The sequence below is a fragment of the Amnibacterium setariae genome (assembly GCF_003581425.1).
GTDB lineage: Bacteria > Actinomycetota > Actinomycetes > Actinomycetales > Microbacteriaceae > Amnibacterium > Amnibacterium setariae.
Genome location: NZ_QXTG01000001.1, coordinates 1,148,542 through 1,163,344 on the forward strand (window position 1 = coordinate 1,148,542; position 14,803 = coordinate 1,163,344).

A 14,803-nucleotide genomic window follows, 5' to 3' on the forward strand; every position below is an offset into this window, starting at 1 on the left:
CGCGCGGCGTCGCACGAGCGCCGCGTCGCGCTCGCCGACCGGCGCGGCGGTCCTCTACGGTGCAGCGCATGGATCGCGACGAGGCGACGACCCCCACCGCGGTGCTCCGACCGGTCGCGGTCGTCGGCGCCCTGCTCCTCCTGCTCGGCTCGGTGCTCGCGCTCGCGAGCGACGCGGTCGGCGAACGCGGGGCGGTCGGCTCCGCGCTCGTCGACGCCAAGGGCGTGTTCTGGGCCAACCAGGAGCTCAACGTCTGGTCCTGGTACTCCACGGTGCTGCTCGCCGCGCTGGCCGCGGCCTTCGCGGTCACCGCGCTCCTCCGCCGCGCCGCCCGCCGTCCGCACGTCGACGTCGTCGTCTTCGCGTGCGTCGCCGCCTGGCTGTCGATCGACGAGGCCGCAGCCCTCCACGAGCGGCTCGGCACCCTCGCTCGCGCGGTCGGCGTGCGCGGGACGTTCGAGTGGGTCGCGCTCGGGCTGCCCGTCGCGATCGTCGGGGTCGTCGCGCTCGTCCTCGTCTCCCGCCGCACCGAACCGCTGCTCCGGCGGCGGCTCGGGATCGCGGCCCTCGTGTTCCTCGGCGGCTCGCTCGGGCTCGAGGCCGTCGCGGGAACCCTCGTCGAGACCTGGGGGCTCAGCAAGACGGCACCGCTCTTCATCCTCGAGGTGACGCTCGAGGAGGCGGCCGAGGTCGCCGGGGTGCTCCTCGCGCTCCGCGCCGTGCTCGGAGGGCTCCGCGTCGCCGTCGGGCCGAGCGGGATCGCGGTCCACGACGAGCCCGAGCACGGCGGCCGCCGAGTGCGGGCGGAGGGCGCCCCCGTCGTGCGTTGACCGGCGGCGCGGACCGCGCGCCCGCCCGGTCAGACCGGGCGGCGGAGCCCGGTGCCCGCGCTCGCGGGCACGTAGGAGCGGGAGCCGCGGCCGGCCGCGCGGGCGTGCAGCACCGCGTTCGCCCGCTCCGCGATGCGGTCCACCGCGCGGTGCCGCTCCCCGGGCCGGTAGTCGAGCCCGCGGCGAGCGGCCGCGACGCCGAGCAGCTCGTCCGCGACCCGAGGGTTGCGGGGGAGCAGCGGGCCGTGGAGGTTCGTGCCGACGACCCGGCCGGACGCGGCGCCCTCGTCGGGCCGCCCCGGCGCGTTGCCCGCGCCGAGCAGCACCCGGCCCCACGGCTCCGTCCCCTCGTCGAGCTCCGCCTCCTGACCGAGGTTGTGGTAGCCGTGCACCCGGCCGATCGCGGTCTCCACGACGGCGAACCCGCTCACGCGCGCGGCGGGTCGGCTGCTGCCGCGCAGCAGGCCGAGCCCGGCGACCGGCACCCGGTCGCCCGGCAGCAGGAGGCGGTCGAGCAGCAGGTGGAACCCGCCGGCGACCCCGAGCACCGGCACGCCGTCCGCGACCCACTCGTGCAGCACCGCCCGCTGCCCGGCGAGGCGGGCGAGCGCGGCGCGCTGCCCGGCGACCGACGGGCCGCCGACGTGCACGAGGTCCGGGCGGGCGGCCCACCAGCGCCGGTCGTCGCCGGTGACCACCGCCGCGTCGATCCGGGCCCAGTCGAGCCGGCGCCGGAGCGCCAGCACGTTCCCGCGGTCGCCGTTGACGTCCATGCCGCCGGGCAGCAGGTCGAGCAGGACGACACGGCTCACGACGCGCTCCGGTCGAGCCGCAGGCGGCGCCGGATGACGCGCATGCTCTCCGGCGTCATCACGATGCGGCGCCGCACGCCGTCCGGCAGCGGCGCGGTCAGGTGCGCGACCACCGCGCGGTCCAGGTCCTCGTCGACGCGGCCCACCGCGACCTCGTCGTAGGCGAGCCGGAGCGCGGTGTCCCACGCCTGCCACCCGGACACGAGGTCCACGTGCTCGAGCGGGCGCCAGTCCGCGAGCCATAGCTGCGAGGCGTCGAAGATGTCGCGGCCGACGGCGACCATCGTGGAGACGCCGCGCGGGTCGAGCAGGTCGAGGTTCGCCTGCATCGTCGCGGGGCTCTTCGTCAGCACGAGCTCCACCTCGGCGCCGAGCGCGGTCACGGTCTCCTCCCGCCCGAACACGGCGGCGGAGGCGTCGATCGCGGTGCGCGCCAGCCGCTCGTCGTAGCGCTCGCCGAGGACGGCCGCCGCGGCCTCGAGCGCGGCGGCCGCGTCCACGGCGACGTGGGCGCCGCGACCGGGCAGGCGGAGGACGTCGCGCCCGCGCTCGGTCCGCACCTCGGCCCGGTCGCCGTCCACGCGCTCGACGACCGCGTCGGCCGCCGTCTCGACCGCGGGGCCGGAGAAGTCGGGCGCGGAGCCGGGCGGATGCGGCAGCGCCGCGCGGACCGCGGCCGAGAGCCCGAAGCGGCGGACGACCGCCCCGGCCAACTCCCGGTCCCGGCCGATCGCGGCGACGAGCGGGTCGTCCGCGTTCACCACGAGCGCGCCCGTCGCCGCCTCGGCGGCCCGGCGGAGGTAGGCGGCGACGAGCTCCGGCTCCTGCCAGCGGTGCAGCTGGTCGATCATCACGTTCAGCAGCACGACCACTCGTGCGGCGGCGTCCGCGGCGACCGCGCCCGCGTAGCCCTCGTCGACCTCCACGACCGCGACGTCGGCGGTGGTCCGCGCAGCACCGTCGATCTGCGGCAGCAGCTCCGCGGTGATGCCGTGCGGGATGTTCGCGGTCCGCCGGTTGGCGAGCACGGTCAGGCCGTGCCGCTCGAGGATCGCCCGCACGAGCGCCGCGGTCGTCGACTTCCCGCTGGAGCCCGACACGACCACCACGCCGAGCGGCGGCTGCCGGAGCACGTGCCCCACCAGGTCGGGGGCGAGCCGCAGGGCGACGCGGCCGGGGATCGCGGTGCCGCCGCCGGGGCGGACGAGGTGCACGAGCAGTGCCGTCGCCCGGCCCGCGAGCACCGCCGCCCGGCGGCGCACGGGGCCGCTCCGGCGCCGAGCGCGGCGGAGCAGCGGGGCTCGCCGGTGCGCCATGCCCGCCGTTCTACCCGAGGAGGAGCGCCGCGTCGCCGTTCCGCACGGCGTGTAGCGGAGGTCGGCCCGCCCTGACGGCCGACCCGCCGCGCGTGCCCCGGCCGGTCAGGTCGTGTTCACGCCGGTCGGATCGAGGGCACGAGCGGGATGCAGGTCAGCCGGGGCGCGTCATCGACAGGACGTCGAGCGCCGTGTCGAGCTGCTCCTCCGTCACCTCGCCGCGCTCGACGAAGCCGAGGTCGATCACGGCCTGCCGCACGGTGATGCCCTGCGCCACCGAGTGCTTCGCGACCTTCGCGGCCGCCTCGTAGCCGATCGCCCGGTTCAGCTTCGTCACGATCGAGGGGGAGGACTCGGCGAGGGCGCGGGCGCGCTCCTCGTTCACGGCCAGGCCCGCGAGGACCTTGTCCGCGAGCAGGTGCGAGACCGCGGCGAGGAGGCGGACGGACTCGAGCAGCGCGGTGCCCATCACCGGGATCGCGACGTTGAGCTCGAAGACGCCGGAGGCGCCCGCCCAGGTGATCGTCGCGTCGTTCCCGATCACCCGCGCGGCGACCATGAGGGTCGCCTCCGGGATGACCGGGTTCACCTTGCCCGGCATGATCGAGGAGCCCGGCTGCAGGTCCGGGATGTGCAGCTCGCCGAGCCCGGCGTTCGGCCCGGAGCCCATCCAGCGGAGGTCGTTCGAGATCTTCGTCAGGCTGACGGCGAGGACCTTCAGCGCGCCGGACGCCTCGACGAGTCCGTCGCGGGCGCCCTGCGCCTCGAAGTGGTCCGCGGCCTCGACGATCGGCAGGCCGGTGGTCTCGGCGAGGATCTCGATGACGGCGGGGGAGAAGCCCGCGGGCGTGTTGATGCCCGTGCCGGTCGCGGTGCCGCCGAGCGGCACCTCCGCGAGGCGCGGCACCATGGCGGCGATGCGGTCGAGCGCGAGCCGGATCTGGCGCGCGTAGCCGCCGAACTCCTGGCCGAAGGTCACGGGCGTCGCGTCCATCAGGTGCGTGCGGCCCGCCTTCACGAGCTGCGCCCACGCCGTCGCCTTCTCCTCGAGCGCCGTCGCGAGGTGCTCGAGCGCCGGCACGAGCACGGTCTGCACGGCCTCCGTCGCCGCGAGGTGCACCGAGGTCGGGAACACGTCGTTCGACGACTGGGAGGCGTTCACCTCGTCGTTCGGGTGCACGGGGCGGCCGAGGCGCTGCGTCGCGAGCGACCCGAGCACCTCGTTCATGTTCATGTTCGAGGAGGTGCCGCTGCCCGTCTGGTAGACGTCGACCGGGAACTGGTCGAGGTGCTCGCCCGCGACGATCTCGTCGGCGGCGCCGACGATCGCGTCGACGACGTCCGTCGGCAGCACGCCGAGGCGGCCGTTGACGATCGCCGCCGCCCGCTTGATGCGCGCGAGCGCGACGACCTGCGCGTCCTCGAGCCGTGACCCCGAGATCGGGAAGTTCTCGACGGCGCGCTGCGTCTGCGCCGCCCAGAGCGCGTCGCGGGGGACGCGCACCTCGCCCATCGTGTCGTGCTCGATGCGGTAGGCAGCGTCGTCGGACGTCATCAGGCTCCTTCGCCGTGGGGAGGGTCGACCGGTCGGGTCAGGACGTGGCGCCCACCGCGAAGCGCCGCTCGACGCGGCCCTCCGCCAGGCGGTAGTTCGCACCGACCACGTCCACGGTACCGTCCGCCACCGTGGCGGACAGCAGGTCGGAGGCGGCGAGCAGCGACGCCACCGTGGACTCGAGGTGCGCCTCGCCGACGGCCGCCGCGTCGCCGTCGTGCGCCGCGCGCACGGCCGGCCGGATCGCCTGGATGTGGGCCGCGATCAGGGGCGGCAGCGGCGGCGCGTCGGGCGCGGAGGCGTCGATCGCCGCCTGCACGGCCCCGCAGCGGTCGTGGGCGAGCACGACGACGAGCGGCACGCCGAGCACGCCGACCGCGTACTCGACCGAGGCGATCGCGGAGGCGCTCGCCACCTGGCCGGCGTTCCGGATCACGAACAGGTCGCCGAGCCCCTGGTCGAAGAGCACCTCCGCCGCGACGCGGGAGTCGCTGCACCCGAGGATCGTCGCGACCGGTCGCTGGCCCTCGGCGAGCTCGGCGCGCCGGTGCGCGTCCTGCCGCGGGTGCTCCGGCCGGTCGGCGACGAAGCGCTCGTTGCCGTCGGCGAGGCGCTGCCAGGCCGCGGTCGCCGCTCGTTCGGTGCTCACGGCAGGGTCCCTCCGCCTTCCAGTCCACGGGCCTCGGCGCTCGCGGCGGCCTTCGCGGCGAGGTCGCGGATCTCGCGCTCCGGTGCCGTGCCGTACACGGCGACGAGCACGCCGCCGATCCGCGTCGCGAGGCCGTAGGCGACGTTACCGGCGTCGCGGCCGAGCTCCCTGCGGTCGTACACCCGCCACGGCAGGCCGCCGATCGTGGTCGTGCCGGTGGGGCGGGCGCGCTGCATCGTCGTCGCCAGCAGGTCGTCGGTGCCGGGCAGCCCCTCGGTGAGCCCGGCGTACTCGGCGCCGTCGATCACCCAGCCGACGTACCAGGAGGAGCCGTCGCCGCTGCCCCGCAGCTCCGCCGCGTTGGCCTTCCAGCCGGCGGGCACCGCGGGGGCGATCAGCGGCCGGCCGGCGGTGTCGCCGTACTGCTGCGCGACCTGCTGCACGTCGACGTCCCGCTGCACGGGCTGGTCGCCGCGCGGCACGATCAGCACGATCGCGGCGACGAGGAGCACGCACGCGACGAGCGAGCCGACGAGGTTGCGCCAGTTCTGCCGCGACCGCCGCAGGACGCGGTCGCGCGCCTTGCGCTCGGCGGTCTCTTCGGGGGTCTCGGGCCGGCCCAGCTCCGCGACGACCCGGCCGGAGGGGTCGCTCACGACTCGGCGCGCGCGGCGTCGAGCCGCGCCCGCGCGCCCGTCAACCACGTCTCGCAGCGGGTCGCGAGCGCCTCGCCGCGCTCCCAGAGCGCCAGCGACTCCTCGAGGGTGGCGCCGCCCCGCTCGAGCTGATCGACGACCGCGATCAGCGCGTCCCGGGCGGCCTCGTACGACAGCGAGTCGATGTCGGTGGGTGCCGGGTCGGTCATGCCCGGCAGTCTACGAGCGGGCTCCGACCGGCTCGGCCCGGTCGGCGGGCTCCCGGTCGACGGCGCCCTCGCTCGTCGCGGCGACCGCCCCGTCGACCACGCGCACGGTCAGCGGCGTGCCGGTCGGGGCGTCGGCGACGTGCCGCAGCGCCGCGCCGTCGCCGCCGAGCACGATCGCGTAGCCGCGCTCGAGCGTGCGGAGGGGGGAGAGCGCGCGCAGGTGCCCGCGGGCCTCCGCGAGCCGCCGCTCGGCCGCGTCGACGGCGCGGTCGACCAGCTCGGCGGACCGCGCGGCCCAGCGGGTCAGCTCGTCGGCGCGGCTGTCGACGATCCAGCCGCCGTCCGCGAGCACGCGACGCTGCCGCAGCGACGCGACCCGGTCCGCCTCCATCCGCACCGTCTGCGTCAGGCGGTTGCGGATGCGCGCGCGGGCCTGGCTGACGCCGTTCAGCTCGTCGGTCACGTCCGGCACGACGCGCTTCGCCGCGTCGGTCGGGGTGGAGGCGCGCAGGTCGGCGACGTCGTCGAGCAGCGGCCGGTCGTTGTCGTGGCCGATCGCGCTGACGACCGGCGTCCGGGCCGCGGCGACCGCGCGGAGCAGCCGCTCGTCGCTGAACCCGAGCAGGTTCTGGAAGTCGCCGCCGCCGCGGGCGATGACGATGACGTCGACCTCGGGGTCCGCGTCGAGGGCCGCGAGCGCGGCGAGCACCTCCGGCACCGTGCGGTCGCCCTGCACGGCGGCGTGCACGACGCGGAAGTCGACGCTCGGCCAGCGCAGCTGCGCGTTGCGGATCACGTCCTTCTCCGCGTCGGAGTCCTTGCCCGTGATGAGGCCGATCCGGTGCGGGAGGAACGGGAGCCGGCGCTTGCGCGCGGGGTCGAACAGGCCCTCCGCCGCGAGCGTGCGCCGCAGCAGCTCGAGCCGCTCGAGCAGGTCGCCGAGCCCGACGTGCTTCATCTGGAAGACCTGCATCGAGATCGAGCCGGCCTTCAGCCAGTAGTCCGGCTTGACGAGCGCGATCACGCGGTCGCCCTGCTTGAGGTCCGCCGGCAGCCGCGACTTCACGCTCGACCAGATCTGGAAGGAGACGGTCACGTCCCGCTCGAGGTCCTTGAGCTTGCCGTAGACGTTCGCGCCGCGGACGCCCCACTGGGTGATCTCGCCCTCGACCCAGACCTGCCCGAGCCGGTCGATCCAGCCCTTCAGCTTGTCGCCGAGCACGCCCACCGACCAGGGCGTCTCCGCCGTCCCGACGCCGTCGCTCATGCGCACGCTCCTAGAATCCTCGCGTGGTCCCCCCGGTCGAGCTCGGTCTTCCCGCGAGTCCGTCGACCGCGTCCACGGTAGTCGACGGGTCCGTCACCGGGTCCGGTCGTGTGCTGCTCGCCGCCCCGCGCGGCTACTGCGCCGGCGTCGACCGCGCCGTGGTCGCCGTCGAGAAGGCGCTCGAGCGCTACGGCTCGCCCGTCTACGTGCGCAAGCAGATCGTGCACAACGTGCACGTCGTGAAGCGCCTCGAGGAGCAGGGCGCGGTGTTCGTCGACGAGGTCGACGAGGTGCCGACCGGCTCCCACGTCGTCTTCAGCGCCCACGGCGTCGCCCCGGCCGTCGTCCGCGCGGCCGCCGACCGCGGCCTGCAGGCGATCGACGCGACCTGCCCGCTGGTCACCAAGGTCCACCGCGAGGCCGTGCGCTTCGCGCGCGACGACCGGCACATCCTCCTCATCGGCCACCACGGCCACGAGGAGGTCGAGGGCACGATGGGGGAGGCGCCCGAGCGCACCACGCTCGTGGGCTCGCCGGAGGAGGCCGACACCGTCGAGGTCGCCGACCCGGACAACCTGGTCTGGCTCTCGCAGACGACCCTCTCCGTCGACGAGACGATGGAGACGGTCCGCCGCCTGCGCACGCGCTTCCCGAACCTCGCCGACCCGCCCTCGGACGACATCTGCTACGCCACGCAGAACCGCCAGGTCGCGGTGAAGAAGATCGCCCGCGACGCGGACGTCGTGCTCGTGGTCGGCAGCGCCAACTCCTCGAACTCGGTGCGCCTCGTCGAGGTCGCGCTCGACGGCGGCGCCCGCGCCTCCTACCGCATCGACGACGCGAGCGAGCTCGACCCCGCCTGGCTCGAGGGCGCCTCGACCGTCGGCGTGACGAGCGGCGCGAGCGTGCCGGAGCGCCTCGTCCGCGACCTGCTCGCGGTGCTCGCCGAGCACGGCTACGGCACGGTGGAGGAGGTGCGCACCGCGGAGGAGGACCTCGTCTTCTCCCTGCCCCGCGAGCTGCGCCGCGACGCCTCAGGCAACCGCGACCCCCGGGCGCTCGGCGGCCGCAGCTGACCGGGGAGGCGCGGCGCGCGCCGACCTGGGACCCGGTCGCCACCGTCGGCCTGCTCGTCATCGGGCTGATCGACGTCACGCGGACGGTCGCGCTCTCCCGCGACCTCGGGTCGGTGCTCGACGGCGTCTTCCGGGAGGCCGGCTACGGCGAGTACACGAGCACGGGCGTCGCCACGACCGTCGGCCTCGTCGTCGCCGCGGTGAACGTGCTCGGCCTCGTGCTGGCGATCGCGCTGGCCGTGCCGCGCCTGCGCGCGCACCGGACGGCGTTCTGGATCCCGCTCGTCCTCGGGCTCTCGTGCGCCGTCCTGACGCTGATCCTCGTGGTGGTCGCCGCGGCGCTCGACCCGGCGTTCACCGCCCACCTCCGCGCGGGCTGACCCCGCTCAGCCCTGCGACTGCCCCGCGGAGCCGAGCTGGCGCGTGGCCTCGACGACCCGGGCCGCCATCGCGGTCTCGGCGGTCTTGCCCCAGGCGCGCGGGTCGTAGACCTTCTTGTTCCCGACCTCGCCGTCGACCTTGAGCACGCCGTCGTAGTTGCGGAACATCGTGTCGGCGATGGAGCGGGTGAACGCGTACTGCGTGTCCGTGTCGATGTTCATCTTCACGACGCCGTTCGCGACGGCCTGCGCGATCTCCTCGTCCGTCGAGCCGGACCCGCCGTGGAAGACGAGCTCGAGCGGCTTCGGGCCGTGGCCGTACCGGTCCGCGAGCCCGGCCTGGATCTCGCCGAGCAGCTCGGGCCGCAGCTTCACGTTGCCGGGCTTGTAGACGCCGTGGACGTTGCCGAAGGTGAGCGCCGCGATGTAGCGCCCGTCCTCGCCGAGGCCGAGCGCGTCGACGACCTTCTCGACGTCGCCGAGCGTCGTGTAGAGCGCGTCGTTCGTGCCCTCGTGCTGGACGCCGTCCTCCTCGCCGCCGACGACGCCGATCTCGACCTCGAGGATCGCGTTGATCGCCTTCATGCGGGGGAGGAGGTCCTTCGCGACCTCGATGTTCTCGTCGAGCGGCACGGCCGAGCCGTCCCACATGTGCGACTGGAAGATCGGCTCGCCGCCGGCCCTGATCTGCTCCTCGCTCGCCGCGATGAGCGGCAGCACGAAGCCCTCGAGCGCCGGCTTCGGGCAGTGGTCCGTGTGCAGCGCGACGGTGATCGGGTAGTTCTTCGCGACCTCGGTCGCGAAGCGCGCCATCGCCAGGGCGCCGGCCGCGCGGTTCTTCACCGTGTGCCCGGCGAAGTAGTCCGCGCCGCCCGTCGTGACCTGGATGATCCCGTCGCTGCCGGCCTCCGTGAGGCCCTGCAGCACGGCGTTGATCGTCTGCGAGGACGACACGTTGACGGCGGGGTAGGCGAAGCCGCCCGCCTTCGCGCGGTCGAGCATCTCGGCGTACTGGTCGGGGGTGGCGACGGGCATCGGGCGCTCCTGCCTTCGATCGTGCCGCGGCAGCGCGGCTGGCCGCCCTCACTCTAGTGATCGGCTGCCGCACGGCCCCGGCGAGTAGCGTCGGAGGCCGATGTGGAGGGAGCGGACGATGGCTGAGTCGGACCTGGTGGCACGCCCGGATCGCAACCTGGCGATGGAGCTGGTGCGGGCGACGGAGGCGGCGGCGATCCGCGCGGTGCCGTTCATCGGCAAGGGCGACAAGCTCGCCGCCGACGGCGCCGCGGTGGACGCGATGCGGGCGTTCCTCGGCACGGTCGAGTTCGACGGCGTCGTGGTGATCGGCGAGGGCGAGAAGGACCGCGCGCCGATGCTCTTCAACGGCGAGCACGTGGGCACCGGGCGCGGCCCGCAGGCGGACATCGCCGTCGACCCGATCGACGGCACGTCGATGACGGCGCAGGGGCGGCAGAACGCGCTGTCGATGATCGCGGTCTCCGACCGCGGCACGATGCTCGACGCCTCCAGCGTCTTCTACATGGACAAGCTCGTCGCCGACCACCACGGCATCGGCGTGATCTCGATGGAGCAGACCGTCGCGGAGAACATCCGCGAGCTCGCGAAGGCGAAGGGCAAGCCGGTCGCCGACATGGTCGTGGCCGTGCTCGACCGGCCCCGGCACGCGGAGCTGATCGAGGAGATCCGCGCGGCCGGCGCCGGCACCCGGATCCTGCTCGACGGGGACGTCGCCGGCGGCATCAACGCGGCCCGCTACGAGACCCGGATCGACCTGTGCATCGGCGTGGGGGGCAGCCCGGAGGCGGTCGTCACCGCCTGCGCGATCAAGGCGCTCGGCGGGTTCATCGAGGCGAAGCTGGCCCCGAAGGACGACGCGGAGCGGCAGCGCGGGATCGCCGCGGGGCTCGACATGGACCGGATCTACGACGCGGAGGGCCTGGTCAAGGGCGGGAACACGATGTTCATCGCGACCGGCGTGACCGACGGCGGGCTCGTGGAGGGCGTGCGCCGGAAGGGCCCGATCATCCGGACCGAGTCGATCCTGCTCCGCAGCCGCTCCGGCACCCTGCGCCGCATCACCTCCGACCACCTCGCCGACCGCTGGCTCTGAGCCCGCGGGCCCGAGCCCGAGCCCGAGCGATCGAGCAGGACCTCGTCGCTCCAGCAGGACCGCACGGGCGATCCGGTCCTGCTGGAGCGAGATCGTCCTGCTCGATCGCTCCGAGGCGGTTCAGGCGGCGTCGCCCGCGGCCGCGAGCTCGGGCGCGGTGAAGGGGCGCGGCACCGCGTCGAGCGGCGCGGCCTCGCCGAGGATCTTCGACTCGTCCATCCGGTTGATCTGCCGCCCGGTGACGAGCACCCGGGACTCGAGCGTCGCCGCGAACTCGTTGTAGGTCGTGACCGTGCGCTCGAGCGCGCCGCGCAGCTTCTCGGCGCGCTGCGCCAGCACCGCCAGGCGGTCGTAGAGCGTGCGGCTCAGCGTGAAGAGGCGGTGCGCGTCCTCCGTCAGCTCCTGCTGCGTCCACGTGTAGGCGACCGTCTTCAGCACGGCCCAGAGGTTCACGGGCGACGCGAGGGCGACCCGCTTCGAGAACGAGTGGTCGAGCAGCGACGGGTCCGCCGCGAGCGCCGCCGAGAGCAGCGACTCGGAGGGGAGGAATGCGACCACGAACTCGGGGGAGTGGAAGTCGGTCCAGTAGCCCTTCGAGGCGAGGGCGTCGATGTGCGCGCGGACCGCCTTCACGTGCTCCTTCATGAGCGCGTCGCGGCGCGCGGCCTCGGCGCCCACGGCGGTGGGCGGGATCTCGTTCGCCTCGATGAAGGCGGCGAGCGGCACCTTCGCGTCCACGGCGATCGCCTTGCCCTCGGGCAGGCGCACGACGAGGTCGGGTCGGCGCGTGCCCTCGTCGGTCGTCGTCGACACCTGCAGGTCGAAGTCGACGCGGTTCGTGAGGCCGGCGCTCTCGACGAGGCGCCGCAGCTGCGTCTCGCCCCAGGCGCCGCGCATGGAGTTGTGCCGCAGCGCCGCGGCGAGCGACTCCGCGGTCGAGCGCACCTGCTCGCTGGAGGCGCGCGTCGCGAGCAGCTGCTGCTCGAGCGCGCCGTACTGCGCTGCGCGCTGCTGCTCCAGCTCGCTCACCTTGCCCTGCACCGTGCGCAGCGTCTCCTGCACCGGCGCGAGGGCCGCGAGCACGCGGGACTCCTCCTGCTCGCGCTGCCGCCGCGCCTCCGCCTCGGCCGACCGCGACGCCCGCTCCTCCTGCGCCCGCCGCTCGGCGGCCGCGAGCTCGCGCTGCAGCCCGTCGATGGTCGCCTCGTACGCGGCGAGCTCCGTCCGCAGGTCGGCGGCGACGGCGTCGCCCTCCGCCCGCGCGCGGAGGAGCGCCGCCTCGTGCCGGCCGGCGACGACGGCCGGGTCCTCGCCCGGGCGCCGGCGAGCCGCGAGGAGGCCGACGAGCGCGCCCACCACGAGGCCGACGACGAGCGCGCCGAGCGCGAGCAGCGGTTCCATGCGACGGATCGTGGCAGCGGCCGCCGACATCAAAAGCCGAACGTCGAAGCGAGTCTTTCGAAAGAGTCGTTTCGAGAGTACGGTGGCCCGCATGACCGATGAGCAGGAGCGGCCCCGGCTGGTCGACGACGTGGGCACCCTGCGCGCGCTCGCGCATCCCGTCCGGCTCGCGCTGATCGAGCAGCTGACCCTGCGCGGCCCGTTGACGGCGACCGAGGCGTCCGAGCTCGTGGGGGAGTCGCCGAGCTCGTGCTCCTTCCACCTGCGGCAGCTCGCGAAGCACGGGTTCGTCGAGGAGACGGGGGAGGGCACGGGGCGGCGTCGGCCCTGGCGGATGACCCGGCTCGGCCTCAGCCTCGACCCGGACGAGGGCGACCCCGCGACCCGCCGCGCCGGCGCCGAGGTGGCCCGGCTGCTGCGCTCCGCGCAGCTCGCCCGCTACGACCGCTGGCGCGCCACACGCGCGACCTGGGCCGAGGACTGGCGGCGCGCCTCCATCGACGACGAGTACCTCTACTGGCTGACGGCCGAGGAGCTCGACGCCCTCCACGAGGAGCTCGCCGAGCGGCTGCTCGCCTTCCGGCGCGAGCGGCTCGCCGATCCCGGTGCTCGTCCGGCGGGAGCCGTCCCCGTCGAGCTGCTGCTCTTCGCGTACCCGATGGAGGAGGAGCGGTGAGGGCGCTGCTCGGGGACCGCGACGCCCGGCTCGTCATCGGCGGCCAGACGGTGTCCGCGTTCGGCGACTCGGCGCTCTGGCTCGTCGCCGCGGTCTGGGTGCAGCAGCTCACCGGCTCGGTGTCGCTGGCCGGGCTCACCTTCTTCTTCCTCTCGCTGCCCGCCGTGCTCGCGCCGCTCGCCGGGTGGGCGGTCGACCGGCTGCCGCGGCGCCCGCTGCTCGTGGCCGGCAACCTCGTCAGCGCGGCGCTGGTGCTCCTCCTGCTGCTCGTCCGCGACGCGGACGACGTGTGGCTGGTCTGGCTGGTGATGACCGGCTACGGGTGCTCCGCCGTGCTGCTCGGCGCCGGCTCGTCCGCCCTGCTGCCCGACGTCGTGCCGGCGCCCCTGCTCGGCCGCGCGAACGCGCTCGCCCGGTCGCTGCGCGAGGGGCTCCGGATCGTCGCGCCGGCGGTCGGGACCGGGCTCTTCGCGGTCCTCGGCGCCGGCGCGGTCGCGGTGCTCGACGCCGTCACCTTCGTGCTCGCCGCGGCGGCGCTGCTGGCGCTGCGGGTGCAGGAGTCGCCGCGGGAGGCGCCGGCCGCGCACCCCCTCCGATCGCTCGGCGCGGGGTTCCACCACCTCGCGACCACGACGGCGCTGCGGCGGACCACGGTCGCGCTCGGGCTCGTGCTGCTCGTCGTCGGCTTCCTCGAGAGCGCCGGGTTCGCCCTCATCGTGGAGGGGCTGCACCGGCCGGCCGCGTTCGTCGGCGTGACGCAGGCGGCGCAGGGCGTCGGCGCCGTCATCGGCGGCGTCCTGGCCATCGGGCTCCTGCCGCGGATCGGGGAGACGGCGCTGACCGCCGTGGGCGGGGTCGGCCTCGGACTCGGCTGCGCGTGCTGGGCCCTGCCGGCGAGCGTCCCCGGCGCGCTCGGCGGCGCCGTCCTGCTCGGCGCCGCCCTGCCGTGGCTGATCATCGGCGCCGAGACGCTCGTGCAGCTGCGCACGCCGCGGGCGCTGCTCGGGCGCGCGTTCGGCGCGGTCGAGGTCGCGTCATCGGTGCCGCAGACGGTCTCCATCGCGGTCGGCGCCGGGCTCGTCGCGGCCGTGCCCTACGGGTGGGTCGTCGCCGCGGTGGCAGTCGTCTGCGCGGCCACGGGCCTGTGGCTGCTGCGCGGCCGGGAGCGGCCGGTCCCGCTGCCGGCCTAGGCGAAGGCCATCGGCACGTGCGACTGCGGCGCCTGCGGCTCGAGCCGCGTCAGCCGGTCGCCCACCGCCGTCAGCAGGGAGTCCACGGTGTCGACCTCGTGGCGGCGGGCGGCGTGCACGACGATCGCGGCGCAGGCCTCGGCGTCCGCGAGGGCGTCGTGGTGCGCGAAGTCCTCGAACCCCGCCGCCATCGCGGCGACGGGCAGCCGGTAGGAGGTGAGCGCGTACGTGCGGCGCGCGACCCGGAGGCTGCAGAAGTAGTCGAGCGGCGGCGTGCGGACGCCGGACGCGAAGCAGGCGGCGCGGACGACGCCCATGTCGAAGCGCGCGTTGTGCGCGACCACCGGCCGATCCCCGATCGCGCCGAGCAGGTCGTCGAGCTGCTCGGCCCAGCCGGCCGCGTCGACGACGCGGTCGGGCGTGATGCCGTGGATGCGGATGTTCCAGTCGCTGAACACGTCGTGCCCGGCCGGCGGCCGGATCAGCCAGCCGACGCGGTCGACCACCCGGCCGTCCTCCACGACCGCCACCCCGACGGAGCAGGCGGACGCGGCGGAGGGGCCCGCCGTCTCGAAGTCGATCGCGGCGAAGTCCAGTGGCACGGACGGGATGCTGGCAGCGCCCTCCGACACCGGTGTCATCCGCCCCGCCGCGG

15 protein-coding genes and 1 pseudogene are annotated in these 14,803 nt (G+C 75.2%); 6 read left to right on the top strand and 10 right to left on the bottom strand.

Annotated features, from left to right (window positions below; genetic code table 11):
• Positions 1 to 68 precede the first annotated feature (68 nt).
• Positions 69 to 830, top strand: a complete 762-nt coding sequence (locus D1781_RS05810; protein WP_119481262.1) for a hypothetical protein — start codon at positions 69 to 71, stop codon at positions 828 to 830.
• Positions 831 to 859: 29 nt separating this feature from the next.
• Here D1781_RS05810 and D1781_RS05815 read toward each other — a convergent pair whose 3' ends face one another.
• The 7 genes from D1781_RS05815 to xseA form a co-directional block, all read right to left on the bottom strand.
• Positions 860 to 1,642, bottom strand: a complete 783-nt coding sequence (locus D1781_RS05815; RefSeq protein WP_158590011.1) for a hypothetical protein — start codon at positions 1,640 to 1,642, stop codon at positions 860 to 862.
• A complete protein-coding gene (locus D1781_RS05820; RefSeq protein ID WP_119481264.1) occupies positions 1,639 to 2,958 on the bottom strand; it encodes a Mur ligase family protein in 1,320 nt (439 codons plus the stop codon). Before D1781_RS05820 ends, D1781_RS05815 begins: the two co-directional genes overlap by 4 nt.
• Before the next feature lie 154 nt (positions 2,959 to 3,112).
• Positions 3,113 to 4,513, bottom strand: a complete 1,401-nt coding sequence (locus D1781_RS05825) for a class II fumarate hydratase (RefSeq protein ID WP_119481265.1) — start codon at positions 4,511 to 4,513, stop codon at positions 3,113 to 3,115.
• Between the two features lie 37 nt (positions 4,514 to 4,550).
• Entirely contained in the window at positions 4,551 to 5,162 is a 612-nt protein-coding gene (locus D1781_RS05830; protein WP_119481266.1) for a carbonic anhydrase, read from the bottom strand.
• Positions 5,159 to 5,818, bottom strand: a complete 660-nt coding sequence (locus D1781_RS05835) for a DUF4245 domain-containing protein (RefSeq protein WP_158590012.1) — start codon at positions 5,816 to 5,818, stop codon at positions 5,159 to 5,161. The genes D1781_RS05830 and D1781_RS05835 overlap by 4 nt, the downstream gene beginning before the upstream one ends.
• A complete protein-coding gene (locus D1781_RS05840; RefSeq protein ID WP_119481268.1) occupies positions 5,815 to 6,027 on the bottom strand; it encodes an exodeoxyribonuclease VII small subunit in 213 nt (70 codons plus the stop codon). The genes D1781_RS05835 and D1781_RS05840 overlap by 4 nt, the downstream gene beginning before the upstream one ends.
• A 10-nt stretch (positions 6,028 to 6,037) precedes the next feature.
• A complete protein-coding gene (xseA, locus tag D1781_RS05845) occupies positions 6,038 to 7,294 on the bottom strand; it encodes an exodeoxyribonuclease VII large subunit (protein ID WP_119481269.1) in 1,257 nt (418 codons plus the stop codon).
• Positions 7,295 to 7,317: 23 nt separating this feature from the next.
• Here xseA and D1781_RS05850 point away from each other — a divergent pair, with 23 nt between their 5' ends.
• A complete protein-coding gene (locus D1781_RS05850; protein WP_119481270.1) occupies positions 7,318 to 8,370 on the top strand; it encodes a 4-hydroxy-3-methylbut-2-enyl diphosphate reductase in 1,053 nt (350 codons plus the stop codon).
• Positions 8,316 to 8,750: pseudogene (locus D1781_RS17880) on the top strand (DUF6264 family protein); the annotation flags it as partial. The gene D1781_RS05850 and the pseudogene D1781_RS17880, both read left to right, overlap by 55 nt.
• Positions 8,751 to 8,756: 6 nt before the next feature.
• Here D1781_RS17880 and fbaA read toward each other — a convergent pair.
• Complete coding sequence (fbaA, locus tag D1781_RS05860) at positions 8,757 to 9,785, bottom strand: class II fructose-bisphosphate aldolase (RefSeq protein WP_119481272.1); 1,029 nt, start codon at positions 9,783 to 9,785, stop codon at positions 8,757 to 8,759.
• A 118-nt stretch (positions 9,786 to 9,903) separates the two neighbouring features.
• Between fbaA and glpX the strand changes: the two genes are divergently transcribed.
• The gene (gene glpX / locus D1781_RS05865) at positions 9,904 to 10,881 is read left to right on the top strand and encodes a class II fructose-bisphosphatase (protein WP_119481273.1); all 978 of its coding nucleotides are present in this window, start codon (positions 9,904 to 9,906) and stop codon (positions 10,879 to 10,881) included.
• 120 nt (positions 10,882 to 11,001) lie between these two features.
• Here glpX and rmuC read toward each other — a convergent pair whose 3' ends face one another.
• Positions 11,002 to 12,282: a DNA recombination protein RmuC gene (gene rmuC / locus D1781_RS05870; protein ID WP_119481274.1), complete on the bottom strand. Its 1,281-nt coding sequence runs from the start codon at positions 12,280 to 12,282 to the stop codon at positions 11,002 to 11,004.
• 91 nt (positions 12,283 to 12,373) lie between these two features.
• Here rmuC and D1781_RS05875 point away from each other — a divergent pair, with 91 nt between their 5' ends.
• A complete protein-coding gene (locus D1781_RS05875) occupies positions 12,374 to 12,958 on the top strand; it encodes an ArsR/SmtB family transcription factor (RefSeq protein WP_158590013.1) in 585 nt (194 codons plus the stop codon).
• Entirely contained in the window at positions 12,955 to 14,148 is a 1,194-nt protein-coding gene (locus D1781_RS05880) for an MFS transporter (protein ID WP_158590014.1), read from the top strand. The genes D1781_RS05875 and D1781_RS05880 overlap by 4 nt, the downstream gene beginning before the upstream one ends.
• Here the strand turns inward: D1781_RS05880 and D1781_RS05885 are convergent.
• Positions 14,145 to 14,750: an exonuclease domain-containing protein gene (locus D1781_RS05885; RefSeq protein WP_119481768.1), complete on the bottom strand. Its 606-nt coding sequence runs from the start codon at positions 14,748 to 14,750 to the stop codon at positions 14,145 to 14,147. The genes D1781_RS05880 and D1781_RS05885 overlap by 4 nt on opposite strands.
• Positions 14,751 to 14,803 lie beyond the last annotated feature (53 nt).